This window comes from Longimicrobium sp. (assembly GCA_036387335.1).
Lineage (GTDB): Bacteria > Gemmatimonadota > Gemmatimonadetes > Longimicrobiales > Longimicrobiaceae > Longimicrobium.
This window is the reverse complement of the sequence record DASVTZ010000171.1, coordinates 1-24,777: the sequence shown is the minus strand read 5'-3', so window position 1 is coordinate 24,777 and position 24,777 is coordinate 1. Positions and strand designations below refer to the sequence as shown.

27 protein-coding genes are annotated in these 24,777 nt (G+C 71.1%); 8 read left to right on the top strand and 19 right to left on the bottom strand.

What is annotated here, in order from left to right; all coding sequences use genetic code 11:
* From VF647_16550 to VF647_16540, 3 genes are all read left to right on the top strand, one after another.
* On the top strand, window positions 1-343 hold a 343-nt coding region (locus VF647_16550; GenBank protein HEX8453714.1), incomplete at its 5' end, for a hypothetical protein.
* Between the two features lie 12 nt (window positions 344-355).
* Window positions 356-1,381 carry a DUF3618 domain-containing protein gene (locus VF647_16545; protein HEX8453713.1) on the top strand — a complete coding sequence of 342 codons (1,026 nt, stop codon included), beginning with the start codon at window positions 356-358 and terminating at the stop codon, window positions 1,379-1,381.
* Window positions 1,382-1,705: 324 nt separating this feature from the next.
* Window positions 1,706-2,212 carry a DinB family protein gene (locus tag VF647_16540; protein ID HEX8453712.1) on the top strand — a complete coding sequence of 169 codons (507 nt, stop codon included), beginning with the start codon at window positions 1,706-1,708 and terminating at the stop codon, window positions 2,210-2,212.
* Here the strand turns inward: VF647_16540 and VF647_16535 are convergent.
* The 10 genes from VF647_16535 to hemQ form a co-directional block, all read right to left on the bottom strand.
* On the bottom strand, window positions 2,182-2,637 hold the full coding sequence (locus VF647_16535; protein ID HEX8453711.1) for a hypothetical protein: 456 nt from the start codon (window positions 2,635-2,637) through the stop codon (window positions 2,182-2,184). The two genes, VF647_16540 and VF647_16535, sit on opposite strands and share 31 nt — an antisense overlap.
* Window positions 2,638-3,053: 416 nt before the next feature.
* Window positions 3,054-3,641 (bottom strand): 3D domain-containing protein, encoded by a 588-nt coding sequence (locus VF647_16530; protein ID HEX8453710.1) that lies wholly within the window; start codon window positions 3,639-3,641, stop codon window positions 3,054-3,056.
* Window positions 3,642-3,675: 34 nt separating this feature from the next.
* Window positions 3,676-4,974, bottom strand: a complete 1,299-nt coding sequence (locus VF647_16525; GenBank protein ID HEX8453709.1) for an AI-2E family transporter — start codon at window positions 4,972-4,974, stop codon at window positions 3,676-3,678.
* A 7-nt stretch (window positions 4,975-4,981) separates the two neighbouring features.
* Entirely contained in the window at window positions 4,982-5,494 is a 513-nt protein-coding gene (locus VF647_16520; protein HEX8453708.1) for an NUDIX hydrolase, read from the bottom strand.
* Window positions 5,487-6,494, bottom strand: coding sequence for an aspartate-semialdehyde dehydrogenase (locus VF647_16515; GenBank protein HEX8453707.1), 1,008 nt, complete (start codon window positions 6,492-6,494; stop codon window positions 5,487-5,489). The genes VF647_16520 and VF647_16515 overlap by 8 nt, the downstream gene beginning before the upstream one ends.
* Window positions 6,491-7,759 carry an aspartate kinase gene (locus VF647_16510; protein ID HEX8453706.1) on the bottom strand — a complete coding sequence of 423 codons (1,269 nt, stop codon included), beginning with the start codon at window positions 7,757-7,759 and terminating at the stop codon, window positions 6,491-6,493. The genes VF647_16515 and VF647_16510 overlap by 4 nt, the downstream gene beginning before the upstream one ends.
* Before the next feature lie 126 nt (window positions 7,760-7,885).
* Window positions 7,886-8,983, bottom strand: a complete 1,098-nt coding sequence (locus VF647_16505) for an MlaD family protein (protein ID HEX8453705.1) — start codon at window positions 8,981-8,983, stop codon at window positions 7,886-7,888.
* On the bottom strand, window positions 8,980-9,780 hold the full coding sequence (locus VF647_16500; GenBank protein ID HEX8453704.1) for an ATP-binding cassette domain-containing protein: 801 nt from the start codon (window positions 9,778-9,780) through the stop codon (window positions 8,980-8,982). Before VF647_16500 ends, VF647_16505 begins: the two co-directional genes overlap by 4 nt.
* Window positions 9,777-10,556 carry an ABC transporter permease gene (locus VF647_16495; protein HEX8453703.1) on the bottom strand — a complete coding sequence of 260 codons (780 nt, stop codon included), beginning with the start codon at window positions 10,554-10,556 and terminating at the stop codon, window positions 9,777-9,779. Before VF647_16495 ends, VF647_16500 begins: the two co-directional genes overlap by 4 nt.
* Before the next feature lie 75 nt (window positions 10,557-10,631).
* Window positions 10,632-11,438: a hydrogen peroxide-dependent heme synthase gene (gene hemQ / locus VF647_16490; protein HEX8453702.1), complete on the bottom strand. Its 807-nt coding sequence runs from the start codon at window positions 11,436-11,438 to the stop codon at window positions 10,632-10,634.
* A gap of 288 nt (window positions 11,439-11,726) precedes the next feature.
* Here hemQ and VF647_16485 point away from each other — a divergent pair, with 288 nt between their 5' ends.
* Window positions 11,727-13,211 carry a nitronate monooxygenase gene (locus VF647_16485; protein HEX8453701.1) on the top strand — a complete coding sequence of 495 codons (1,485 nt, stop codon included), beginning with the start codon at window positions 11,727-11,729 and terminating at the stop codon, window positions 13,209-13,211.
* 83 nt (window positions 13,212-13,294) lie between these two features.
* On the opposite strand, the gene VF647_16480 is transcribed toward VF647_16485, so the two are convergent.
* The 4 genes from VF647_16480 to VF647_16465 all read right to left on the bottom strand — a co-directional run bounded on the left by VF647_16480 (window position 13,295) and on the right by VF647_16465 (window position 14,868).
* Window positions 13,295-13,480: a hypothetical protein gene (locus VF647_16480; protein ID HEX8453700.1), complete on the bottom strand. Its 186-nt coding sequence runs from the start codon at window positions 13,478-13,480 to the stop codon at window positions 13,295-13,297.
* Entirely contained in the window at window positions 13,470-13,934 is a 465-nt protein-coding gene (locus tag VF647_16475; protein ID HEX8453699.1) for a hypothetical protein, read from the bottom strand. Before VF647_16475 ends, VF647_16480 begins: the two co-directional genes overlap by 11 nt.
* A 294-nt stretch (window positions 13,935-14,228) precedes the next feature.
* The gene (locus VF647_16470; protein HEX8453698.1) at window positions 14,229-14,417 is read right to left on the bottom strand and encodes a hypothetical protein; all 189 of its coding nucleotides are present in this window, start codon (window positions 14,415-14,417) and stop codon (window positions 14,229-14,231) included.
* Window positions 14,410-14,868 (bottom strand): hypothetical protein, encoded by a 459-nt coding sequence (locus VF647_16465; protein HEX8453697.1) that lies wholly within the window; start codon window positions 14,866-14,868, stop codon window positions 14,410-14,412. Before VF647_16465 ends, VF647_16470 begins: the two co-directional genes overlap by 8 nt.
* A gap of 190 nt (window positions 14,869-15,058) precedes the next feature.
* Here VF647_16465 and VF647_16460 point away from each other — a divergent pair, with 190 nt between their 5' ends.
* The 4 genes from VF647_16460 (at window position 15,059) to VF647_16445 (ending at window position 20,068) form a co-directional block, all read left to right on the top strand.
* Window positions 15,059-15,799: a cytochrome c biogenesis protein CcdA gene (locus tag VF647_16460; GenBank protein ID HEX8453696.1), complete on the top strand. Its 741-nt coding sequence runs from the start codon at window positions 15,059-15,061 to the stop codon at window positions 15,797-15,799.
* A gap of 142 nt (window positions 15,800-15,941) precedes the next feature.
* Window positions 15,942-16,598 (top strand): response regulator transcription factor, encoded by a 657-nt coding sequence (locus VF647_16455; GenBank protein HEX8453695.1) that lies wholly within the window; start codon window positions 15,942-15,944, stop codon window positions 16,596-16,598.
* A 123-nt stretch (window positions 16,599-16,721) separates the two neighbouring features.
* Window positions 16,722-17,978, top strand: coding sequence for a beta-ketoacyl-ACP synthase II (fabF, locus tag VF647_16450; protein HEX8453694.1), 1,257 nt, complete (start codon window positions 16,722-16,724; stop codon window positions 17,976-17,978).
* A 191-nt stretch (window positions 17,979-18,169) separates the two neighbouring features.
* Window positions 18,170-20,068 (top strand): Ig-like domain-containing protein, encoded by a 1,899-nt coding sequence (locus VF647_16445; GenBank protein ID HEX8453693.1) that lies wholly within the window; start codon window positions 18,170-18,172, stop codon window positions 20,066-20,068.
* Window positions 20,069-20,192: 124 nt separating this feature from the next.
* Here VF647_16445 and VF647_16440 read toward each other — a convergent pair whose 3' ends face one another.
* The 5 genes from VF647_16440 to VF647_16420 form a co-directional block, all read right to left on the bottom strand.
* Complete coding sequence (locus VF647_16440; GenBank protein ID HEX8453692.1) at window positions 20,193-21,254, bottom strand: CBS domain-containing protein; 1,062 nt, start codon at window positions 21,252-21,254, stop codon at window positions 20,193-20,195.
* 96 nt (window positions 21,255-21,350) lie between these two features.
* Entirely contained in the window at window positions 21,351-22,085 is a 735-nt protein-coding gene (locus tag VF647_16435; GenBank protein HEX8453691.1) for an SURF1 family protein, read from the bottom strand.
* Window positions 22,086-22,306: 221 nt separating this feature from the next.
* The gene (locus tag VF647_16430; protein ID HEX8453690.1) at window positions 22,307-23,467 is read right to left on the bottom strand and encodes an NAD(P)/FAD-dependent oxidoreductase; all 1,161 of its coding nucleotides are present in this window, start codon (window positions 23,465-23,467) and stop codon (window positions 22,307-22,309) included.
* A gap of 155 nt (window positions 23,468-23,622) precedes the next feature.
* Window positions 23,623-24,330, bottom strand: coding sequence for a methyltransferase domain-containing protein (locus VF647_16425; protein HEX8453689.1), 708 nt, complete (start codon window positions 24,328-24,330; stop codon window positions 23,623-23,625).
* A gap of 5 nt (window positions 24,331-24,335) precedes the next feature.
* Window positions 24,336-24,777, bottom strand: a 442-nt coding sequence (locus VF647_16420; GenBank protein HEX8453688.1) for a cation diffusion facilitator family transporter, incomplete at its 5' end; no start/stop codon positions are given.

Sequence of the window (24,777 nt, the reverse complement as noted above, 5' to 3'; positions counted from 1 at the left end):
CACCGCGCGCGAGCGGGCGACGGAGCTGGCCGGCACCGCACGCGAGCGCGCGACCGAGCTGGCTGGCACCACGCGCGAGCGCGTCAGCGGCCTGGCGGAGACCGTGCGCGGCGGCGTCGCGGATGGGACCACGGGGGCCGGCAACCGCATCTCCGGGCTGCTGGACATGGAAGAAGGGCCGCTCGCCGCGCCGGTTGGCAAGGTGCGCGGCGGAGTGGGGACCGCCCGGCAGGGCGCGGTGGACGCGACATCCACGCTGGAAGCACGCATCCGCGACAAGCCGGTGCAGACGCTGCTCATGGCGGGGGTGGCTGGATTCGTCGTCGGACGTCTACTTCGATAGGAGCAACGATCCATGGATGAGACTCGTGATCCGTTCGGGGAAGACCGGACGATGAACGATGCGGACCGCCTTCCCGCGGGGCACGCCCTTCCCGGCGCCGACGTGCGTGTTGGGGACTCGACGGTATACAACACCGGCACCGAGGTGGGTGGCGGCGCGACGGGCGGAACCACGGGCGCCGCGGCCGCCGATCCGGACGCCACGCGCGCCGAGATCGAGCAGACGCGCGCGCGCATGTCCGAGACGATCGACGAGATCGAGGAGCAGCTTCTCCGCCGCAAGCAGACGCTGGAGGAGAAGCTGGACGTGAAGGCGCAGGTGCGCGAGCGCCTGGCCCCCGTGCGCGAGCGGCTGGCGCCGATCCAGGAAGAGGTGCACCGCCGCCCCCTCCTGGTGTTCGGCGGCGTCTTCGGCACGGGGCTCCTCCTGGGCTACCTCACCGGCGGCGACGACGACGACCGCCCGCGCCGTTCCGGTGGCGATGCGGAATACGACGGCGAGACGGACGTGCGCGCACGCCGCTGGGAGGAGCAGTCGCGCCGCCTGATGCGGCAGAACAGCGAGCAGGAGGAGGAGCTTCGCCGCCTCCGCGCCCGCTTGGAAGAAGCCGAGCGCCGCGCCGCGCGCGATCAGGAGCGCCAGGAACGCGGCGGCGGCTGGCGCGGCTCGCTGGGCAGCGCCATCGGGGGGATCTTTGGCGGCCTCCTGGGCCAGATCCGCGGCCGCGACGAAGAGGAGGAGGAGTACGACGTGGAGGTGGAGGTGCGCGCCACCGGCGTGTCGTACGACAACTACTCGCCCTCCACCTCGTACGAGTCGGGCGCCTACCCGCGCCGCTACGGCACGGGGTACAGCGAGAGCGAGTACGGCGGCACCGGCTACTCGAGCGGCGCCCCGTACGGCAGCGACGACTATCCGCAGCGCGGCTTCAGCCAGGGCGCCCACTACGACAGCGGCCTGGAGGATGGCGGCTACGAGTCCTCCACCGACTACCGCCCGCGCAGCGAGTACGACCAGGGCGACATCGGCAACGGCTGAAGCCGACTGCGGACACGAACACCGGGGGCGGCGCCACGTGCGCCGCCCCCGTTTCGCGTCCGGGGACCTACGTAGGGGCCGCGATTCATCGCGCCCGTGCCCTCCCCCGTCCCACCGCCCTCCTTCCGCACCACAATCCATGTCGGGGTCGCGATTCATCGCGCCCGCACCACCCCGCCACCCGCACCGCGATCCCTGTAGGGGCCGCCCCACGTGGCTGCCCGTGCCCGCCCCGTCTCCGCCCCCCGCCGTCTCGCGCACACCCCCGCGCCGCCCCTACATTCCTCCCACCACCGCGTACCCCACACCTACCCGAGAACCCAAATGCCGATCGCCCAAGCACTGCTCCCCGAATTCGACCAGGAGATGGCCATCACGCGCACCCTCCTGGAGCGCGTCCCCGCCGACCGCGCGGACTGGAAGCCGCACCCGAAATCCACCGCGCTCGGCGCCCTCGCCCAGCACCTGGCGACGATCCCGTCGCTCGGCCTGCGCGCCATCACGCTGACCGAGGTCGACATGAACCCGCCGGGGAGCCCGCCCCGCACCCCGCCGCAGTTCGAATCGGCGGAAGCGCTCCTCGCCACCTTCGACGCGAACGTCACGGCGACCCGCGCCGCCATCGCCGCCGCGACCGACGAGGAGCTGGGCGTCACCTGGACGCTCAAGAACGCGGGGCGCACCATCTTCGCCATGCCGCGCGCGGCGGTGCTGCGGACGATGCTGATGAGCCACATCATCCACCACCGCGGCCAGCTCAGCGTCTACCTGCGCCTCAACGACGTGCCGCTCCCCTCCATCTACGGCCCGTCCGCGGACACGCCGATGTGAGGATCAGACGGGCGGGGCGGGCGCACCTTTCGGAGTGGCGCGCGCGGCAGCAGCCAGAGCAGGGCGGCCGCCGCGTAGACCGGCCGCCCCCACCCCGCCAGCGCCGGCCCCGCCAGCAGCGCCACCCACAGCACCGAGACGCCGAGCTGCCTCAGGCGGGTGCGGCGCAGCGCGAGCTTCTGTTCGCGCCGCTCGGCGAGCCCGGTGAGGTCGCCGCGGCGCGCGCTGGTCTCGGCCATCCCGGCCGCCGCGGTCTCCTCGGCCACGGTGATCCCCACGCGCAGCAGCGACCTCCCCAGCCGCGCGAGGATAGCGAGCACGCCCACGACGGCGAGGATGCCCAGGAGCGGCTCGGGCAGCGAAACGGAGGCGATGGAGAGGTTCACGGCAGCATTTTCGCCCGCGAAGCTGCCGTTCGCAAGCATGCGGTGGCGCGTGGTTCGCGGAGATCTGCGCGCTTCTAGCCCGGGGTGCGGGCGGGGACGCGAGCCGGGGGCTAAAGCCCCCGGCTGGAGCCACGGGAAGGCGGCTGAAGCCGGCTCGAGAGCGGCGGGCGGTTCGCGGGGGCCGGCATCGGCGCAGCCCAGGACACGGGCAGCCACGCGGGGCGGCCCCTACGGGATTGGGGTGCGTCGGGCGGAGGTTGGGGTGGCGGCGGGGGAGGGCAGACACGCAGGTCTGCCCCTACCGAGAATCGTGCGCGGGGCGGGCGGCGGGGCAGCCCGTGACACGGGCGCGATGAATCGCGCCCCTACCACAACGTTTGCGGCGGAGGGGTGAATTCTCCCCCTCACCCGCCCTGCGCCCCCGCAGGCGGGGGAGGGGGCCGGGGGGAGGGGGCCTACGATCTCCCGATCTCCAGCACCTCCACCACCACCGCCTTGCGCCCCCAATCCGACGCTTCGCGGCAGGAGTCCATGTAGATGTCGATCTTGTTGCCGCGCACGGCGCCGCCCGTGTCCATCACGACGAAGACGCCGATGGGGCGGCCGTCCGGGTGCGACACGCGGACCAGGGAACCCAGCGGGAGGACGCGGGGGTCCGCAGCCGCCATCCCGTCGCGGGTGCGCACGCCGGTGCGCATCAGGCCCCTGAGGCAGTAGGCCGTGGAGCTCATCTCGATGCGCTCGCGCACCTCGAACGACCCGGCGGTCGCGCGCGGGGGCGTGGCGGCGTGCTCGGCGCGGTGCTCCGCCTCCACCTGGGCGCGGATGCGTGCCTCGATCGAGCGGAGCAGCTCCGGGCTCGGTTCGGCGGGCGCGGCGGGGAAGGCTGCGGGCGGGAGGTAGTTCGTAGGCGCGGGCACGGCCGGGGCCGCGACGGCGCGCGGCGCGCACGCCCACACGCCCATCACCGCGGCGAGAACCAACCCCGCGGCGACCAGGGTGAAAGTCCGGGAGATCGGGGCGCGGTGGGAGAAAGTGCTCATAGGGCGGGTTCTCGCGGGAGGGAGTCCGGCGCGGTCAGGACATGGGGAGCGCGCTCTCGTCGCCCAGGAAAAGGCGCGAGCGGCGGTAGCGCACGAGCGCGTGGGTGAGCACCAGCTTCAGCAGCACCGCGAGCGGGACCGCGAGCAGAAGCCCCACGAAGCCGAAGAAGAAGCCGAAGATGGAGAGCGCCAGGATCACCCACACCGGGTGCAGGTCCACGCTGTCGCCCACGATCTTGGGGCCCAGCACCGCGCCGTCCAGAAGCTGCACGAACACGAAGACGCCGACCGCCTTCAGCAGCCCCACGCCCGGGTCCGGAGTGAAGAGCGCGATCACCAGCGCGGGGATCAGCGTGAGCACCAGCCCCACGTACGGGATGATGTTGAACACCCCCGCCATGATCCCCAGCAGCAGCGCGTACGGAAAGCCCGTCACCCACAGCAGCAGCCAGGTGAGCACCCCCACCGCCGCCGACTCCGTCAGGTTGCCGCGCACGAAGCCGTAGAGGAGCCGGTCGTACTCCCGCGCGAACCCCAGCACCCCGGGCCGCCTCTTGAGCGGCACCAGCTCGCCCATGCGCGCCGTGATGGAAGGCCAGTCGCGCAGCAGGTAGTAGGTGAGGATGGGGGTGAGGAAGACGTAGCTGAGGATGTTCAGGATGGTGCCCACCCCCCGCCCCAGCCCCAGCACCCCGGCCCACGCCGCCGCCGCGATGGCGGACTGCCGCTGCTGCAGGTACGCCACCATCTGGTCGGGGCGGATGGCGCGCATCTTCTGCACCAGCGCCTGCTCGTCCACCCCCGGGATGTCGCTGCGGATGAGCCGTGCCTGCATCCCCTCCACCCACACCGTCGCCCGCTGCAGGTAGGCGGGCGAGTTGCGGATGAAGTCGCTGATCTGCCCCCCCAGCGCCGGAATCCCCACGAAGAAGAGGAGCCCCAGGATCACCAGCGTGGGGATCGCCATGATCAGCGTCCCCCAGGTGCGCGAGATCCCACGGCGCTCCATGCGCGACACCAGCGGGTGCTGCAGGTACGCAAAGGCGAGCGCCAGCAGAAAGGGCGCGAGCAGGAACCCCGTGGCGTTCAGCGCCCAGATCAGCGTGAGCATCCCCGCCGCGCTCACGATCAGCACGTAGATGCGCGTCCCCTGCAGCGGCGCCGTCACGAAGAGCAGCAGGAGGAAGACCAGGAACGGGCTGAGTATGCCGCGCACCGTGTACAGAAAGATCCCGAGCACCACGACGACGATCACCGAGTGGACGATCTGCCAGTCGAAGGGCTTGTGCGCGTGCGGCGCGGGGGTGTGGATGGGGTGGGATGGCTGCTTCACGGCTGGCCTATTCGGAGTGCGCTTCGCCGCCGGTTCGCGGCGCGTGGGGGGGCGCCCCTCGCAATTGCGTTGCCGCCAGGCGCAGCACCTCGCGCGCGTTGTCGTACGAGATGGAGGAGATCGCCTCGTCCAGCGGGAGCCACACGCACTCGGTGATCCCCTCCTCGGCCTGCGGGCAGGTGTCGCCGGCGGGGCACTCGATGAGGTAGAAGTGGCAGTACTTGTGGATCAGGCGCCCGCGGAAGCGAAAGAACCAGTCGATGGTGTGCAGCCGCGGCCCCAGGCGAAGCTGCGTCAGGCCGGTCTCCTCGGCCACCTCGCGCAGGGCGGCGTCGGCGGCGGTCTCGGCGCCCTCCAGGTGCCCCTTGGGGAAGCCCCAGTGGTGGTAGCGGTCGCGGATCAGGAGGACGTGGGGATCGGCGCCGCACCAGCGGTAGATGACGCCGCCGGCGCTCGTCTCCACCACCGGACGCACGGGGCCGGCGGCGCAGTCGCCCCTGCCGCGCCGCCGCTTACCCACCGCGCAGCCCCTGCACGATCTGCACGGCGTTCGTGGCGGCCCCCTTCCGCAGGTTGTCCGCGACCACCCACAGGTGCAGCGTGTTGGGGATCACCGGGTCCTTGCGGATGCGCCCCACGAACACGGCGTCGCGCCCCGCGGCCTCCCACGGCGTGGGGTACGACTCGGCGCCGCCCTGCAGCAGGACTCCGGGAAAGAGCGCCAGCGCCCGCCGCGCACCTTCCGCCGTGAGCTCGCGCTCCGTCTCCACCATCATCTGCACGGAGTGGCCCACTTCCACGGGGACGCGCACGCAGGTGGCCGCGACGGCGAGATCGGGCAGGCCCATGATCTTGCGCGTCTCGTCCATCATCTTGCGCTCCTCCCCCGACCACCCCTCGCCGTCGAAGTCGCCGATCTGGGGGATGACGTTGCCGGAGATGCGGCGCATGAACGGGGAGCCCTCCACCGGCTGCGCCACGCGCGGCAGGGTGAGCCCCTCGCCCGCGTTCTCGCGGCGCAGGGTGTCACGCCCCGTCTCCCCCGCCCCGCTCACCGACTGGTAGGTGGTGGCCACCACGCGCCGCAGCCCCCCCGCCCGGTGCAGCGCCTGCAGCGCGACAACCATCTGGATCGTCGAGCAGTTGGGGTTGGCGACGATGCCGCGCGGCCGGTCCCGCGCCGCCGCCATGTTCACCTCGGGCACCACGAGCGGGACGTCGGGGTCCATCCGCCAGGCGGAGGAGTTGTCGACGACCACGGCGCCCTCGTCGGCGGCGCGCGGCCCCCACTCGCGCGAGCGGTCCGCGCCGGCGGAGAAGAGGGCGAAGTCCACCCCGCGGAACGATCCGGGGCGCGGCACCTCCACCTTCCACTCGCGGCCGCCCCACTCGATACGTTGCCCGGCGGATCGCTCCGAGGCCAGCAGCGTCAGCCGCTCCACGGGGATGCCGCGCTCGGCCAGCACGCCGAGCATGGTGCGCCCCACCGCGCCGGTGGCGCCCAGAATGGCGACGTTCATCGCTCCGCCACGTGCTCTGCCTCGCCCGCCATCTCCAGCGCGAAGGCGTCGTGGAGGGCGCGCAGCGAGCCGTCCTCGTGCTCCGCGGCGACCAGCAGGGAGATGGAGATGGACGAGGTGGACACGCCGTGCACCTCCACGCCGGCCGCGTGCAGGGTGCGGTAGGCGCGGGCGTACACGCCCGGCCGCCCCGTCATCCCGCTCCCCACGAGGGTGATGCGGGTGAGCCCGCCGCGCGCCTCCACGGTGCCGCTCCCCAGCCTCGCGATCACCCCGCCGGCGATCTCGCGGGCGCGGCCGAGCACGTCGGCGGCGACGGTGAGCTGCACCTGCATCGTCCCCTCCGCCTCCGCCGACTCGGCCACCATGTCCACGCTGACGCCGGCGTCGGCGAGCGCGCCCAGCAGCTCGGTGGAGGTCGCCATCCCGGCGGGGAGGCCGCGCAGGATCACCTTGGCGTGCGAGCCGGAGGAGGCGAGGCCGGTGAGAACGAGGTCTTCCATCGCGCGGGGCATCGATGTGATCAGCGTGCCAGAAGGCGTGTCGTCGTCGGAAAAGGAGGAGAGGACGCGGATGTCCACGCCGAAGCGCGCCCCGATGTCCACGGCGCGCGCATGCATCACCTGGGCGCCGGCGGATGCCATCTCCAGCATCTCCGCGTGCGAGATCTCGCGGATCACGCGCGCGCCGGGCACCCGCCGCGGGTCGGCCGTGTAGACCCCGTCCACGTCGGTAAAGATCTCGCACCGGTCCGCCCTGAGCGCCGCCGCAAGGGCCACGGCGCTGGTGTCCGACCCGCCGCGACCGAGCGTGGTGATCTCGCGCTCCGTGCTCACCCCCTGGAACCCCGCCACGATCGCGACCCTCCCCTCCGCGAGCGCCTCGCGCACCCGGTCGCCGCGGATCTCGCGGATGCGGGCGGCGGTGTGCTGCCCATCGGTGATGATCGCCGCCTGGCTCCCGGTAAAGGAGCGCGCCTCCGCCCCCTCCTCCGCGATGGCCATGGTGAGCAGCGCGGCCGCGATCCGCTCCCCCGCCGTCAGCAGCATGTCCATCTCCCGCGGATGCCGGCTCCCGGCGCGCTCCAGCCCCGTCACCTGCGCGGCGAGCTCGGTGAGCTCGTCCGTCGTGTGCCCCATGGCCGAGACCACCACCACCAGGTCGTCGCCGCGCGCCCGGGCCCGCGCCACCCGCCGCGCCACGGCCCTGATCCGCTCGGGCGAGCCGACGGAGGTGCCACCGAACTTCTGGACGACCAGGGGCATGAACAGAAGTGCGTTAGTGCGTTAGTGCGTGAGTGCGGAAGTGCGTTGGTGCGGGGAGCGCATCGGTCCGTGAGCAACCGCGCTTCACTCACGCACTAACGCACTCCACGCACTCACGCACTTCTGTTAAAAGACCTGCACCTGCCCGATGTACTTCGCCGGGTTCTGCTGGATGTCCGCCATCAGCCGGCGCATCGTCTCGATGGCGCGCTGCGTCTCTTCGTAGAGCGCCGGGTCGGTCGCCAGGCGGCCCAGGGTGCCGTTGCCCTGCTGGATGGCGCTGATGGTGGTGTTCAGCGTCGTCATCGCGCGGCGCGCCTCCACCATCATCGGACCCACCTCGGCCATCGAGGGCTGCAGGCCGGTGATGGTCGCGTTCAGCGCCTTGGCCGTCGCGCCGAACGCGGCGACCGTGGAGTCCACCTGCGTGATGACTCCCGGAATGCCGCCGGTGGATGCGCTGAGGCGCGAGCTCAGCGCCTCCAGGTTGGCGCTCGCCTGGCGGGCGTTGGCCAGGATCGCCTGCACGTCGCCGCGGTTGATGGTGGTGCGGACGTCCGTGGCCGCCAGCGCCGCCGTCGCCGTGGCGTTGCGCACGTTGGCGGTGGACTCCAGCACGTTCTTCGAGACCGCGTCGTAGGTGCGCGTCTGCTGGCCGATGAAGCCCTCGAGCTGGTCGCTGACCTCGCCCACGTTCTCCAGCGTCTGCCGGATGGTGAGCGCCGTCTCTTCGGTGAAGGCGAGCTGGATGCGGGCGGAGAGCGTCTCGATGTCGCTGGAGATGCGCGCCGCCACCGCCGTCAGCTCGGAGATGTCGGGGAGCGATGCGCCGGGGAGCACGCGGCCCCGCTGCGTGGCCACGAAGTCCAGGTCCGGGTACTGGCCCCTCGAAACGATCTGCGCCATCCAGTCGCCAAAGAGCGACTCGCTCGCCAGCAGGACGCCCGCGTCGCTCGGCATGGTGATGTCGGGACGCACCGTCATGTTCACGAACACGCCGTCGCCGCGCTCGGAAAGGCGGATCTCCGTCACGCGGCCCACGTTCACGCCGCGCAGCTTCACGGGGTTCCCCACCTCCAGCGCGCCCACGCCGCGAAAGGTCGCCGTGATGGTGCGCTCGTCGCCGCTCCACGACTTGCCGCTCAGCCACACGGCCCCCGCCAGCGCGGTCAGGATCCCGGCGATCACCACCAGGCCCACCAGCGCCTCGTTCTTCCACTTCATCGCTTCCTCCCTTTGCCGGCGGCACCCTCCCCGCCCATCGGCAGGGGGTCTTCCGCGTCGTGCTTCAGCCCGGGCTCGCCCTCCACGAAGGCGCGCACGATGGGGTTGCGCGTCTCCTGGAACTCCTTCGGGGTCCCCACCTCCACCAGCCGTCCCTCGTACAGCATCCCGATGCGGTCGCTGATGGCGTACGCGCTCTTCATGTCGTGCGTGATCACCAGCGAGGTGACCCCCAGCTCCTTCTTCATCCGCAGCACCAGCCGGTCGATCACGGTGGTGGTGACGGGGTCCAGTCCGCTGGTGGGCTCGTCGTAGAGCAGGTACTTGGGGCGGTACGCGATCGCCCGCGCCAGCCCCGCCCGCTTCTGCTGCCCGCCGGACATCTCCTGCGGAAAGCGCGACGAGAACCCCGCCAGGTCCACCAGCGCCAGCGACTCCTCCACCCGGTCGCGGATCTGCGCCTGCGTCATCCCCCCCTTCTTGCGCAGCCCCATGGCGATGTTCTCGCCGATGGTCATGGAGTCGAAGAGGGCGGCGAACTGGAATACGTACCCCATGTCCAGCCGCAGCTTGAAGAGCTTCTCGCGCGGCAGGGTGGGCACCTCCAGCCCGTCCACGTGCACCGTGCCCGCGTCCGGCTTCATCAGCCCCACGATGTGCTTGAGCGTGAGCGACTTGCCGGCGCCGGAGAAGCCCACCAGCGACATCGTCTCCCCCTCGCTCACCTCCAGGTCCAGGCCGCGGAGGATCTTCTTCGCCCCGAACCCCTTGTGGAGCCCGCGCAGCTGGATGCTCACTGGAGGAGCACCAGCGCCCAGAAGGCGTCCAGCACCAGGATCATCATGCTCGCCAGCACCACGGCGCGCGTGGTGGCGATCCCCACGCCCTCGGCGCCGCCGCGGGTGTTGAACCCCTGGTAGCAGCCGAGCACCGTGATGGTGAGCCCGAACGAGGTGGACTTGATGACGCAGTAGACGATGTCGAACGAGTCGTAGAAGAGGCGCGAGCCCCGCACGAACTGGGCGGTGGTCATGTCCAGCACGTTCATGGAAGTCACCCACCCCGACGCGATCCCCAGCACGTTGGAGAAGATCACCAGCAGGGGCACCATGATGGTACCCGCCAGCACGCGCGGCACCACCAGGTAGGCGATGGGGTTGTACGCCATCGTCTCCAGCGCGTCGATCTGCTCGGACACGCGCATCGTCCCCAGCTCGGCGGCGATGTTGGCGCCCACGCGGCCCGAAAGGGCGAGCCCCGTGAGCACGGGCCCCAGCTCCAGGATCATCGTCTTGGTCACCAGCGCGCCCACGAAGTACAGCGGGATGGCGCCGGTAAAGGTGTACGACGCCTGCAGCGCCAGCACGATGCCGGTGAAGCAGGAGAGGAAGAGCGCGATGGGGAGCGAGTCCACCCCCAGCCTTCGCATCTGTCCCACGGTGAGCGGGCCCCAGGTGCGGATGTCCGTCAGCGCGCGGATCAGGTCCCCCACGAAGCGGGAGAACTGGCCGAACGACGACAGCAGGCCCAGGATGGCGCCGCCGATGATGGCGAAGGGGGTAGACAGGTTCATGCAGTCAAGATACGAGCGAACCCCGCGCCGGGCCAGCACGCCATTGCCCGGACGGAGTGAGACGAGGGGCTCGCGTCACGCGGAACCTGCCCCGAGGATTCCTTCCCAATCCGCGGGAGCAAGACGAATGCCCGTGAAGAACCGCCCGAACTCTCCGTACAGCGCGCTCGCTTCGTCGTACCTCATCTCCGTGACGATGCGCTTGAACTCCAGCGGGTCGCGCGCAAAGAGCGTCACTCCCCACTCCCACTCGTCGAACCCCACCGAGCCGGTGATCACCTGAAAGACGCGCCCGGCGTACTGCCGCCCCGTCATCCCGTGGTCGCGCATCAGGCGGCTGCGCTCCGCCACGTCCAGCGTGTACCAGTTCTCCGCCCCCGTGCGGCGCTTGGTCATGGGGTAGAAGGAGAGGTAGCGCATCCCCTCGGGCACTTCGGGGTACAGCCTGGAGCGCACGTGCGCGGATGCGAGCTCCTGGGCCTTGGACGCCTCCAGCGCCGCCCTGAACTCCGCCGTTCCCGCGCCGTGCTCCCGCGCCGCCTGCGCCGTGGCGTGGTACAGCCCCGCCTCGGTCACCGAGAGGTAGTCGTACACGGTGCGCAGGTAGGGGCCCAGCGCGGACGCCTTCACCCTCGTCTGCAGGGCGGCCACCTCGTCCAGCGTGGGGCGGAAGTGGACGAGCAGCAGGTCCGCCCCGTCGCCCGCGGCGATGCGGAAGGCGGCGCTCCACCCCTCGCCCGCGGGGGCGAGTGCTTCCATCAGCCGGCGCGCCTCGGTGGCGAGCGCGGTGGCATCGGCGGCGCGCAGGGCGGCCCAGTCCAGGGCGAACACCTGGTGGAGGGCGTACCAGCCTTCGAGGGTGGCGGGCGGAATCGCGGGCATCTTGTGAGGGCCAGGACGGGGAATGCGGGAGCGGGATTCCCCGGGTTCCGGGGTCCGCCGCGAGGCCCAAAGATACCCGCGGCGGCGCCCGCCGGGCAACGCCCGCGCGGCGATGGCACCCGGCGTGCAAAGTCTGGATCTGGATTGGGCGTGCGGGGGTTCGGCGCCGGTGAGCCGCACTCATTTTCGGGGCGCGAAATGCGTAACCCGTTGCACATCCGGCACTTTCGCGGTAGATTCAGTGACCAAACCACACAAAGGTCACGCAACCTGTTACCCCGCAAGCGCATGAACGAAGCCGCGCTCTCCCATCCGCTGATCATTCAGGGCGGAATGGGCGTCGGAGTCTCCAACTGGGTCCTCGCCAAGGCAGTCGCCATGCGGGGGCAGATGGGCGTGGTATCCGGAACGTGCATCGACTCGCTCCTGGTGCGGCGCCTGCAGGACGGCGACATCGGCGGGCACATCCGGCGCGCGATGGAGCACTTCCCCCTTCCGGAAGTGAGCGCGGCGGTGCTCAAGAGCTACTTCCTTCCCGAGGGTCGCGCGCCGGGCGAGCCGTACAAGGCCGTGCCCATGTACCGGCAGATGGTCAGCAAGGTGCGCGAGCAGCTCACCGTGCTCTCGTCGTTCGTGGAAGTGTGGCTGGCCAAGGAAGGGCACGACGGCGTGGTGGGGATCAACCTCCTCACCAAGGTGCAGATGCCCAACCTGGCGACGCTGTACGGCGCCATGCTGGCGGGCGTCGACTACGTGCTGATGGGAGCCGGCATCCCCAAGGAGATCCCGGGCGTGCTGGACCGCTTCGCCCGCCACGAGCCCGCGTCCATGAAGTTCGACGTCGAGGGTCTGGGCCGCGACGAGACGGAGCTCCTGCACTTCGACCCGCGCGTGCACTCCGAGGCGCCGCCGGTGGACATCACGCGCCCGTTCTTCCTCCCGATCATCGCGTCCAACTCGCTGGCCACCATGCTGGCGCGCAAGGCGAGCGGCCGGGTGGACGGCTTCATCATCGAGGCGCCAACGGCCGGCGGGCACAACGCCCCGCCCCGCGGCGAGATCGTCTACAACGAGCGCGGCGAGCCGGTGTACGGCCAGCGCGACGTGGTGGACCTGGAGAAGATGAAGGACCACGGCCGCCCCTTCTGGCTCGCCGGCGGCTCCGGCAGCCCTGAGAAGCTGGCCGAGGCGCTGGACGCGGGCGCGGCGGGGATCCAGGTGGGCACCCTCTTCGCCTACGCGGAAGAGAGCGGCGTCACCCCCGAGCTGAAGCGCAACGTGATCCGCCAGGCGCAGGAGGACACCATCGACGTGGTGACCGACTCGCGCGCCTCGCCCACGGGCTTCCCGTTCAAGGTGGCGCAGGTGCCGGGGACGCTGTCGCAGCTCCCCGTCTACCAGCAGCGCGAGCGCGTGTGCGACCTCGGCTACCTGCGCGAGTCGTACCGTGACGACCGCGGCCGGGTCAACTACCGCTGCGCCGCCGAGCCGGTGGACACCTACCTCAAGAAGGGCGGCAAGGTAGAGGACACGGTGGGCCGCAAGTGCCTGTGCAACGCCCTGTTCGCCACCATCGGCCACGCGCAGGTGCGCGACGAAGGCGTGGAAGAGGCCCCGCTGATCACCAGCGGCGACGAGCTCAAGAACATCCGCCGCTTCATCGGCTCCGACCGCACCGGCTACACCGCCGGCGAGGTGGTGGACTACCTCCTGAGCGGCGTGCAGCGCCTGGCATCCGGCTTCTCCTACGCCCGCCAGACCGCCAACACCTGAGCCGCTGCGCTGGTTGAGAACGAAAGAGGGCCCCGGGTTAGCCGGGGCCCTCTCTCGTCATAGCGTGCTCGCCTGGGGCGTGCTTACGCGCAGCCGCTATCTACTTTCCCTACTGGCACGGAGGGTGAGGACTGCTTCTGTGCGGCGGCGATCTGCTCGTGCATCCGCCGCCGCTGCTCTTCAAAGCTGAGACCATCGAGTTCGCGGGTCACCCGGTCGCGGAGCTCCCGCATGAGGCGAACCGCATCGAAAGGGTTTTCATCCGTCATCGCCCGCCACCTCCGCCGGGGTTCTGATCTCAAGGGGAATGTGCCCCTCCAAGACGTTCACGGAGTTGTACCCGTAGATACGCCGCGGGTTGACGATGTGCTTGAAATTCCAGCTCGCGAGAACATCGACCGCATGCACCGTCGCCGTCGCGATGTGCAGAGCGTCCGCCAGCATCTTCCGGGCAATTACCCTCTCGCTGATGTAGCGCTCGCCGAGGTCTTTGGCCTCGCGGGTCATCAAGACATCCTCACGATGTGCGGCGGGGATCGCGTCCAGAACATCTCGCACCCATTCCGGAGCGGGTATTATCTCGAATGCGAGGAGATCCGATACAACCGCGATCAGGGTGCCGTCGCGGAATCGCTCGAAAAGCCGCGCCGACGCCGTCTTAAACTCCGGCTCGAAGCACCCACCCACGACCGATGTGTCAATATACACGCGCTTGGGTTTCATGGTGTCAAGGCTAACGCACACCCGCAGGGCCACACCAGCCACAAATCGGAGCGCACTGATGCGGCCTGGCGCCTAGCGATTGCGTGCGGCGACGGGCGCGTGGGGGGCGGGCAGGCGGGCACACGGCGCGCACGGCACCGATTCCAATTCGTGCGCGGGCTTCGTAGTGCGACGATCTCTCGGCGACTGTTGGCTTCAGGGCGGACCGCGAACACCTGATTCCTTGCGCTGGTGGAGGAACGCGAGAGGGCCCCAGCGGGTTAGCCGGGGCCCTCTCGCGTCGCAGCGCTCGGTTCAGGCGCTCTTCCGAGCCTCGTCCGAGACTGGAGCAGGGTGCTCCTTCCAGAACTTCGCACCCTCTTCGTTGATCCAACGAACTCGCTCTTCCGGAGTCTTTCCCGCGAGTTCGCGGCTTACGCGCGCCTGCAACTCCTCCTTGAGACGTAGCGCGTCGATCGGCTCGTAATCATCGTAATCATCCATGGCGAACCACCTCCTGTGGGGATCTGATGATGAGAGGCGTGTGCCCCTCACGGGCATTCACCGCATTATACCCGCGAATCCGTATCCGGTGGACGATGTCTCTGAAGTCCCAAGAGACGAGCACATCAACCCGATGAACCGTCGCAGTGGCTACGTGGAGGGCATCGACTTCCCGAGCCCTACCTATCACCCCCTCAACGATGTACCGGTTGGCGAGTCGATCCGCTTCACTGGTGACCAACACGTTCTCACGGTTCAGAGCGTCGTCCTCCATCATTGCGCGCACCGGACCAGGCGCGCGGGCCAACTCCGTTCCGAGAAGATCCGACGCGACCAAGACCATCCTCCCCTCGCGGAAGCGCCGGAAGAGCTGCAACGATGCGGCCCGGAACTCAGTCTCCAGGCAACCGCCCACGACGGACGTATCGATATAGACGCGCAGCGGTTTCATGGCGTCAAGGCTAACGCATAGGCGCAGGGCCACACCAGCCACAAATCGGAGCGCGCAGATGCGGCCTGGCGCCTAGCGAATGCGTGCGGTGGAGGGCGCTTGGGGGACCGGCAGGCACAATCGGGCGCTGCGGTGTATCTTGGTGCGCGGCGCGCGTGGGCGCGCCGAACCGACTCCGTGCGCGAGCTCCATGGAACCGCAATCTCTCGGGCTGCTGGTGGCCTTCTCGGCCGGGCTGCTCAGCTTCCTTTCGCCGTGCGTGCTGCCGCTGGTGCCGAGCTACGCCACGTTCATCACGGGGATGAGCCTGGACGAGCTGCGCGACGCGGAGACGGGGCGCACGCGGCGGGCGGTGCTGGTGCACGGGGTGCTGTTCGTGCTGGGCTTCACCCTGGTGTTCATGATCCTGGGCGCCTCTGCCACCTTTCTGGGATCGCTGCTGGCGTATGCGAGCCGGTGGGTGGAGCGCGTGGGCGGGGTGCTGCTGATCCTCTTCGGCCTCTACCTGCTGGGAGTGCTGCGGCTTCCCGGCGCCGGCCGCGAGTGGCGAATGCACCTGGCGGACAAGCCCGTCGGCTACCTGGGGACGCTGCTGGTGGGGATCACCTTCGGCGCGGGGTGGACGCCGTGCATCGGGCCGGTGCTGGGCGGCATCCTGACGCTGGCCGCCACGCGCGGGAGCATGATGGAGGGGATGGGCCTGCTTGCCGTGTACTCCGCCGGCCTGGCGATCCCCTTCCTCCTCTCCACCGTGCTGATCGAGCGCTTCCTGACCACCTTCAAGCGCATCCGCCAGTGGCTCCCGTGGATCAACCGCGTGAGCGGGGCGATGCTGCTGGTGCTGGGTATGCTCCTCTTCACGGGATCGTTCTCCACCCTCTCGGCGCTGCTGTCGCGCTGGACGCCGGGGTGGCTGTCGACGAGGCTGTGAGGAAGAAAGTGCGTGAGTGCGTTAGTGCGTGAGTGCGCTCCATCCCAACGCACTGACGCACTCACGCACTTCCGTTCGCTTGCGCCACACCCGCACCCTGTTCAAATTCCGCCGCCACCGCGCACCCCAAACCCGGCTCCCCATGCCCGACACCGTTCGCATCCTGCTGGTGGACGACCACGCCGTGCTCCGCGCGGGGCTGCGCGCGCTGCTGGAGGCGGAGCCCGGCTTCCAGGTGGTGGGCGAGGCGGGGACGGGCGAGGAGGGCGTGCGCCTCGCCGGGCAGACGCGGCCGGACGTGGTGGTGATGGACCTCTCGATGCCCGGGATGGGCGGGCTGGAAGCCGTCCGCCAGATCGCGGCGCTGGAGCAGGGAGCGCGCGTCCTGGTGCTGACGATGCACGGCGAGGAGGAGCACCTCCTGCCCGTGCTGGAGGCGGGGGGGAGCGGGTACGTGACCAAGAAGAGCGCGGACGAGGAGTTGATCGAGGCGATCCACACCGTGGCGCGCGGCGATGTCTTCCTCTACCCCAGCGGGGCCAAGCTCCTCCTCCGTGGCCTCAAGGCCAAGGCGGAGCCCGGCGAGGACGACCCGCTGGACCGCCTCACCGAACGCGAGCGCGAGGTGCTGTCGTACACCGTGGAAGGGTTCAGCTCCAGCGAGATCGGCAAGAAGCTCTTCATCTCGCCCAAGACGGTGGACACCTACCGCGCGCGCATCATGGAGAAGCTGAACCTGCGCCACCGGAGCGAGCTGGTGCGCTTCGCGCTGCGCAAGGGGCTGCTGAAGGCGGAATGATGATGAACCGCAGGGACTAGGGATTAGGGATTAGGGAATAGGAACAGCGGGGCGCACAGGCGCCCGCAATGCTCCGTCCCACTGATCCCTGGTCCCTAATCCCTAATCCCTAAAGGAGGTACCGTGTCACGCAGGGTCGTCGTCACCGGCATCGGGATGGTCACGCCGCTGGGGTGCTCCACTCCGGAAACGTGGGCGGGGCTGCTCGCGGGCAAGAGCGGCGTGGGGCCGCTCACCAGGTGCGCGCTCCCGGGGCTGGCTCCCGAGGTGTCGATCGCGGCCGAGGTGAAGGGGTTCAGCCCCGAGCCGGTGCTGGACCGGAAGGAGGCGCGCCGGATGGACACCTTCATCCAGTACGCCGTCGTCGCCGCCGACGAGGCGATGCGGAGCGCGGGGCTCGGCGGCATCGGCACCGTGCCCGATCCCGAGAACACCGGCGTCATCATCGGTTCCGGGATGGGCGGGCTCGCCAGCATCATGGAGACCCGCGACCTCATGGAGGAGAAGGGGATGGGGCGCGTGTCGCCCTTCTTCATCCCCGCCAGCATCATCAACCTGGCCGCGGGGCAGGTGGCGATCCGCACCGGCGCCCAGGGGCCCAGCTACGCCCCCGTCTCGGCGTGCGCCAGCAGCAACCACGCGATCGGCGAGGCCTTCCACGCCATCAAGCGCGGCGACGCGGACATGATGCTCGCCGGCGGCACCGAGGCGTGCCTGACGCCCATCTCCTTCGCCGGCTTCGCGGCGGCGCGGGCGCTGGCCACCACCTACGACTCCCCGGAGACCGCAAGCCGTCCCTTCGACGAGACGCGCAGCGGCTTCGTGCACGGCGAGGGCGGGGCGGTGCTGGTGCTGGAAGAGCTGGAGTGCGCCCGGCGCCGCGGCGCGCCGATCGTGGCGGAGGTGATCGGCTTCGGGATGAGCGCCGACGCGTACCACATCACCGCGCCGCCCGAGAACGGCCAGGGCGCCGCGCTGGCCATGCGCCGAGCCCTGCGCAGTGCCGGCATCGAACCCGAAAACGTGGACTACGTCAACGCGCACGGCACCTCCACCCCCGTGGGCGACCTGGCGGAGACGCGGGCCATCCGCAGCGTCTTCGGCGAGCACGCGGACCGGCTGGCGGTCTCCTCCACCAAGTCGATGCTGGGCCACGCCCTGGGCGGGAGCGCCGCCATCGAGGCGGGAGTCACCGCCCTCGCCCTGCGCGAGGGGATGCTGCCGCCCACCATCAACCTCCGCCAGCAGGACCCCGCCTGCGACCTGGACTACGTGCCCAACACCGCGCGCCAGGCCGACATCGAGGTGGCGATCTCGAACTCCTTCGGCTTCGGCGGGGCCAACACCTCGCTGGTCATGCGGCGCTGGAGCGAGAACTGAGAGCCCGGCGCCCATGCGGCTCCCGTGGACATAGGAGAGGGCGAGGTTCCGCGCGGGACCTCCCCTTCTCGGTGCTCCCGCGACTCCTCGATCCTGTTATATTTACTCCCCGCCCGGTCCGCCGCTGTCGCGGTTTCGGGTGCCGAAACGTTTGAAGGTTCCACCCCCTTCGATCATCCACGAGCACGCTCATGCAACGTTATCTTCTCCGCACCCTCTCCGGGCTAGCCGCTGCCGTCCTGCTCGCGGCGTGTAGCGACACCACGGGCCCAGAGCGCGTGGACACGGTGCGGGTGACCGCCTCGTCGGATTCCGTGGCGGCGAGCACGACGTTGGGGCTTTCCGCGGAGCTTCGCGACGCCGATGGAAACGAGCTGTCCGGGCGCACGGTGGAATGGTCGAGCGACAACCCCGCGATCGCCGAAGTGGACGCCAACGGAGTCGTCTCCGCGCACGTACCGGGCACCGCGACGATCAGCGCCCGCTCGCAGGAGGTGACGGGCGTGCGTACGCTCAGGGTGGTGCCCTTGCGGGTGGAGATCGGCCGCGATCGCGCCGACCTGGCTCCGGGCCAGAGCGTGCAGCTCGCCGCGCGGGTGCTCGATGCAGCCGGGCAGCCGGTGGAGGGGCGCAGCGTGAGGTGGACTGCCTCCGATCCGGCGCTGGTGGAGGTGAGCGCGACAGGACGCGTGACCGCGCTGCGCGCCGGCAACGGCCAGGTGACCGCGAGCGTGGAGGGCGGATCGGGCGTGGTGCAGGTGCACGTGTACGATCAGTACCTGCACCTGTGGCCGGATACGGTCGCCTCGCTCCCCGGGGAAACGCGCCAGCTCACGATCCGCACGATCGTCGGCGGAAGCCCGCCGATCACTCCCGATGGCCTGACCATGGGGGCGCCGCAGGTCCTCAGCGGCGGCGGCGCCTGGGAGTCGTCGGACCCGTCGGTCGCGCGGGTGGACGCGGAAGGGCGCGTCACCACGGTCGGGCCGGGGCGCGCCACGATCACCGCCTCCTTTGGGAACACGCGCGTCAGCTCCTCGGTCCACGTCCTCTCGTATCCGCAGCCGCTGCGCTTCGCCTCGCTGGGCAGTGCGTCGGCTCACAGTTGTGCGCTCACCACCGACGGCAAGGCGTACTGCTGGGGAAGCAACGAGAACGGCCAGCTCGGCACCCGCCAGCCGAGCGACCGCTGCGAGCGGCTTTCGAGCGTTCTGATGAAGAACGTGACGGCGTCGTTCCGGACCGCATATCGCTGTTCCCTTCTACCGCTGGCGGTGGAGACCGAGCAGCGCTTCGTATCGGTGAGCGTGGGTGAGACGCGGAGCTGCGCCATCACCGCCGCGGGGACGGCATACTGCTGGGGCGGGGGCAACGCGGTTCCCGCCGTGCTCCCGGGCGGAGTGGCCTTCCGGTCGATCAGCGCTGCCACCTGCGGGGTATCTACCCGCAACGAGGCCTTCTGCTGGGGAGGCACGCCCGGCAGCGCACCCGTGGCGGTACCGGGCGGCGTCTCGTTCGTCCAGGTCGCCTGGGGCTCGCAGCACAGCTGCGGCGTCGCCACCGACGGCGCTGCATGGTGCTGGGGGTACAACTACTCCGGTGAGCTGGGGGTGAGCGGACCGCTGGGCCGCTGCGGCGACTGGGAGTGCACGGTGGCGCCGGTGCGCGTAGACGGGGGCCACACGTTCCGCTCCATCGTGGTGGGAGCGCAGTACACCTGCGCCCTCGACACCGCGGACCAGGCGTACTGCTGGGGGAGCGGGAACCGCGGCAAGCTCGGAAACGGACAGGAGCAGAACAGCCGAACCCCCGTCGCCGTCGCGCCGCCGAACACTTTCACCAGCCTTGTCATGAGCTCGGGCATGGCCTGTGGCCTCGGCAAGGAGGGAGGCACCTTCTGTTGGGGGAACTACTTCCTGCGGACGGACAACTCACAGCCCATCTATACCAGCGTCCCCGTCCGCAGGCTGCCGGAAGCCGCACTCCGCTCGATCTCCATGTCCAGCGAGGTCCGTCTGTGCGGCATTGGACAGGACGGGATCACCTACTGCTGGGGCAGAGGGCTCGACGGGCGCGTCGCCGGCCAGTGACTGGACCGCGCGCGCGGTTGGCGGGTCCTCACGTGTAAGCCGGCACTCATGGGGAGGTATTCGACAGCGAGGGGGAGGTCCCGGACCGGGACCCCCCCCTCGTGCTTCGCGTCCAGAGAGCGGCTCAGTAGCTGTCGCCGCCCTCCGCGCCGGAGGCGCCGGTGCCACTGCCCTGCCCGCCGCCAGCCTGCATCCCGCCCATCGGCGAGCCGCCGGAGGTGAGGACGCCGCTGCGGGCCTGCATCCCGCGCCCGCCGGGCTGGCCGGGCTCGGAGATGCGCTCCAGGGTGTCGGCCACGCGGCGCGAGCCCGCGTCGCTGTCCAGGTCCGTCGCCACGTCGGCCTGGGCGATGATCCCCACCAGCCGCCCCTCGCGGTCGGTGATGGGCACGCGGCGAACCTGCTCGCGCTCCATCAACTGGAGGACGTCCTGCACGGAGTCGTTCTTGTTGCACGTCTCCACGCCGGTGGTCATCACGTCGGAGACGCGGGTGCTGGTGGCGTCGCGCCCCTCGGCCACGGCGCGGATGGTGATGTCGCGGTCGGTGATGACGCCGCGCAGCCGCCGGTTCCCCTCGCTCTCCACCACCGGGATGATGCCGACGTCCAGGTCGCGCATCTTGCGGGCGGCATCCGCCAGCGTGGCGTCGGGGGTGACGACCTCGGGGTTCTCGGTCATGATGTCGGCCGCGCGCATCCGGCGCAGCTCGTCGCCGCCCGCGCCCTGCTGGCCGTAGCCGCTCGCGTAGTCCTGCCCACCGCCGAAGGCGCCGTAGCCGCTGGGGCCGCTGCCGTAGCCGCGCCCGCCGCCGTATCCCCCGCCCCCGCCGCGTCCCATCCCGCCGCCGAAGCCCTGGCCGCCGTAGCCGCCGCCCATCCCGCCGGGGCGCCCGCCGTACCCGCCGCCCTGCTGGCCGTAGCCGCCGCCGCGCTGTATGCCGCGGCCGCTGGAGAAGTCCTGGTCGTACGCGCCGCCGCCGCTGCCGAAGCCTGTGTACCCCTCGCGGCTCTGCCGGCCCGAGAATTCGCCCGCGTCGGAGCCCATCCCGGTGTACCCGTTGCCGAAGCCGTCGGAGCCCATTCCGCCGTAGCCGCCACGAGACCCGCCGCCTCCGCCGCCCTGCCCGCGGAAGCCGCGATCCTGGCTGAAGCGTGAACGGCCGAAGTCGCGTCCGTAGTTTGGCATGCTCGTGCCTCCTGTGCTGGTTTGAACTCCACGCCGGCCGCGCCGCGCGGGCCGTGAGGGCCGCCCGGGGTGCAAGACTCGCACCCGGCGGCGGGCTCAGGAGGGGGCCGCGCCTCTCCGCCGCAGGAGCACGAAGAGCCCCACGACGCCGATCAGCGCGAAGCTGAACCACTGGATCGCGTACCCCAGGTGCGGCCCCTCGTCCAGCGGCGGAGGCGGCACCGCCACCGGGAGCGACCGCGCCGCGCCCGCCGTGTCGCCCAGAAGCTGGAGGTACATCGGCAGCACGCTCGATCCCAACCGCGCCCTCGCCTCGCCGCGGTCCAGGCGCCGGTACGCCGTGTCCCCGCGCGCCGAAATCGAGCGGCCGCCGCGGTCCTGCGTGATTGGGACTTCCTGGAGGATGCCCTCGACAGTGACGGCTCCGGCGGGGGGTGCGGGGCGCTCCGCGGGCCTTACGGCATCCGCGGCGGGCACCCAGCCGCGGTTGACGAGGAGGATGCTTCCGTCATCGAGGAGGAGGGGCGTGGCGAGGTGCACTCCGGGCCGCCCGCCCTCCACCCGCCCACGTAGAACGACCTCCGCCGCGGCGAGGTAGCGCCCGCGCGCCACCACGCGCCGGTACGCCAGCCGCGCCGGATCGCGCCGCATCTCGCTAACGAGCGCCGCGTCGATTGGCCGCGGCGCCTGCCGCATTCCGGCCAGCACGACGGCGTTGCGCGCCCGCCGCTGCTCCAGCCGGTCGAGCTGCCAGAACCCGAGGCGCACGCACATCGCGCACATCGCCAGGATGAACACGGCGCCCAGGGCGTCGCGGAGGGTGAGGCGCATTGCGGGGTAGCTGGGGCCTGGTCAGGTGGCGACTGAACTCGCTGCAACAACAGCACAAAGTCCGCCTTCGCGGACTCGCGGGCCAGATCCGCATTCCACGAGACGGCTTCAGCCGTCTTCGCGTTGTTCCAGCCGGGGGATTTATCCCCCGGCGATGGCGGCGCCCGACAATGCCCCCCGGCGCCCCCCGGCGATCGCCGCCCCCGGCCCGGCCCCCGTCCCTACCGCACCAGCCCCAGCAGCAGCGAAGGCCGCAGCAGCGAACGCACAGGCCGCACATCCCCGGTAACGCGGATGATGGCGTCCCCAAGCGCGGGGCGGCGCGAGAAGCGGCGCGACACCAGGCGCAGCAGAGCGGGACGCGACACGAACGCCTCCACCAGGTGCTGCACCCGCTCGCCGGGCCCGAAGGCGCGCCGCCGGTCCCGCTCGTACGGCGCCAGCGCGGCGGCGGAGAGGTCGCCCGCGCGCAGGGCGGCGTCGGCGGTGCGGGCGGCGAGCTCGGCGCCGCGGAGGGCGCGAAAGATCCCCTGGCCCGTGAACGGATCGTAGTACCCCGCCGCATCCCCCACCAGCAGCGCCCCGTCCACGATCGCGCGGCGCACCGGAAAGTCGAACGGCCCGCTGGCCAGCACCTCATCCACCCGCCGCGCATCCGCGAAGCCGAAGCGCCGCAGGGCATCGTCAAAGAACGCGGCTGGATCGCCGGCCACATCGCGCGCCTCATCCCCCGCCACGACCACCGTGACGTTGAAGCGCCCGCCATCCACCTCCGCGATCCCCACGCACCCGCGCCCGATCGCGCGCAGCTCGCCCCACCCGCGCCCCGCATCGACACCGGCGACGTGCGCGGTGAGCGCCACCTTTCGCAGCCGGGGAGGCCGCCGCAGAAGCTCCAGCCTCCTCACCACCACCGAGCGCAGCCCATCCGCGCCGACGACGAGGCGCGCGCGGATCTCCTCACCGCCCTCGGCGCTCACCCCCACGACCCGGCCACCCTCGCGCAGCACGCCCGTGACGCGCACGCCGGTACGCACCTCCGCGCCACGTCCGCGCGCGTGGTCCAGGAGGATCGAGTCCAGCACGTCGCGCGCGATGCCCAGCCCGTGCACGTCGCCCGGGAAGCGCCCGCGGAAGCCACCCCCCGCCCCCTGCCGGATTCGCCAGCCGTCGAGCCGCGCGGGACCCGCGGCTTCCACGGCATCCAGCGCGCCGAGAGCGCGCAATGCATCCACCCCCGCCGGATTCACGCACTCGCCGCACGGCTTCCGTCGCGGAAAGTGGGCGCGGTCGAGCACGAGCACGTCGTGCCCCATCGCGGCCAGCCTCGCCGCCATCGCTGAACCCGCGGGTCCGCCGCCGACGATTACCGCATCATGCATAGGAACGGAAGTGCGTTAGTGCGTGAGTGCGTCAGTGCGTGGACGGCACGAAGCGCACCGGACAGCAACGACAGGTCTCACGCGGAGCCGCGGAGGCACGGAGAGCCTCCGCCACCTCTCCTCTGCGTCTCCGCGTCTCCGCGTGAGGCTGCTGTTCAGGAGCTCCGCCCGTCCCAGACGAGCGCTACCCGGAACGGAACGTGGGCGAACACTTCGGCACCGCGCAGCCCCGCGGCCCCGGCGAGCGAGCGCAGGTCGGCGGGGGTGAAGGCGCGGCGCACGGAAAGCGGGCCGTCGTTGCGGGTTATGGGGTGCGTGCGCCAGACGGTAGCCGCCAGGAGCCGCGCACCCAGCAGCGCCGCCCGCGAGCGGTGCAGGTCGTTGACGATCCCGCCCAGCCGCGCCACCCGATCCAGCTCGCGAAGCACGCGCACGCACTCCTCGTCCGTGTTGAAGTGGTGCAGCGCGGTAGAGCACAGCGCGAAGTCGAACTCCCCGTCCGCGTAGGGGAGCGCCAGCGCGTCCGCGGGCTCGGCGCTCACGTCCGGATCGGCGGCGACGCGGGCGCGGGCCTCGGCGAGCGTGGCGGGGTGCGCATCGGTCGCGACCACGCGAATGCGCAGGCCGCGGCGCCGCCCCCACTCCGCCACTTGCAGCGGGATGTCCGCCGAGCCGGTCGCCACGTCCAGCACGCGGTACTCGCGCCGCGGATGCCGCGCCACGAGCCGCGCCAGGTGGTGGAGGACGACGCGCGTGCCGCCCAGCCAGCGGTTGACGCCGCGAAGGTCGGCCAGGCTGCGCGCCAGCTCGCGCGGATCGGCATCCGGGGCATCCATCCGCTCCTCGCCGGCGGCGCGGGGCATCGGCGTCACTGCGCGGCTCCCGGGCGGCGATCGGGCTCCACGTGCACGATCACGTCCTGCGCGCCGAGCTGGTCCGCGACCTCGTTCTCCACGCGGTCGGCGATGTCGTGCGCCGTCTCCACGTCCAGCCCGCCGCGCACGGCGATGGTCAGCTCGGCGAAGAGGGCGCCGGGCCGCCCGCGCGAGCGCACGTCGTACACCTCGCGCACCCCCGAGACCGTTCCCGCCAGGCGCCGGATCTCGGTGGCCTCCACGGCGCGCTGGTCCACCAGCACGGGCACGGCGTCGCGGATGATCCCCCACCCCGTCCGCGCGATCAGCACCGAGACGACGAGCGTCGTCCAGGCATCGCCGTGCGGCACGCCCAGCTCGGTGAGCCCCAGCCCGGCGAGCACCGCCACCGTCACCCAGACGTCCGCGCGCAGGTGCGCCGCATCGGCGAGGAGG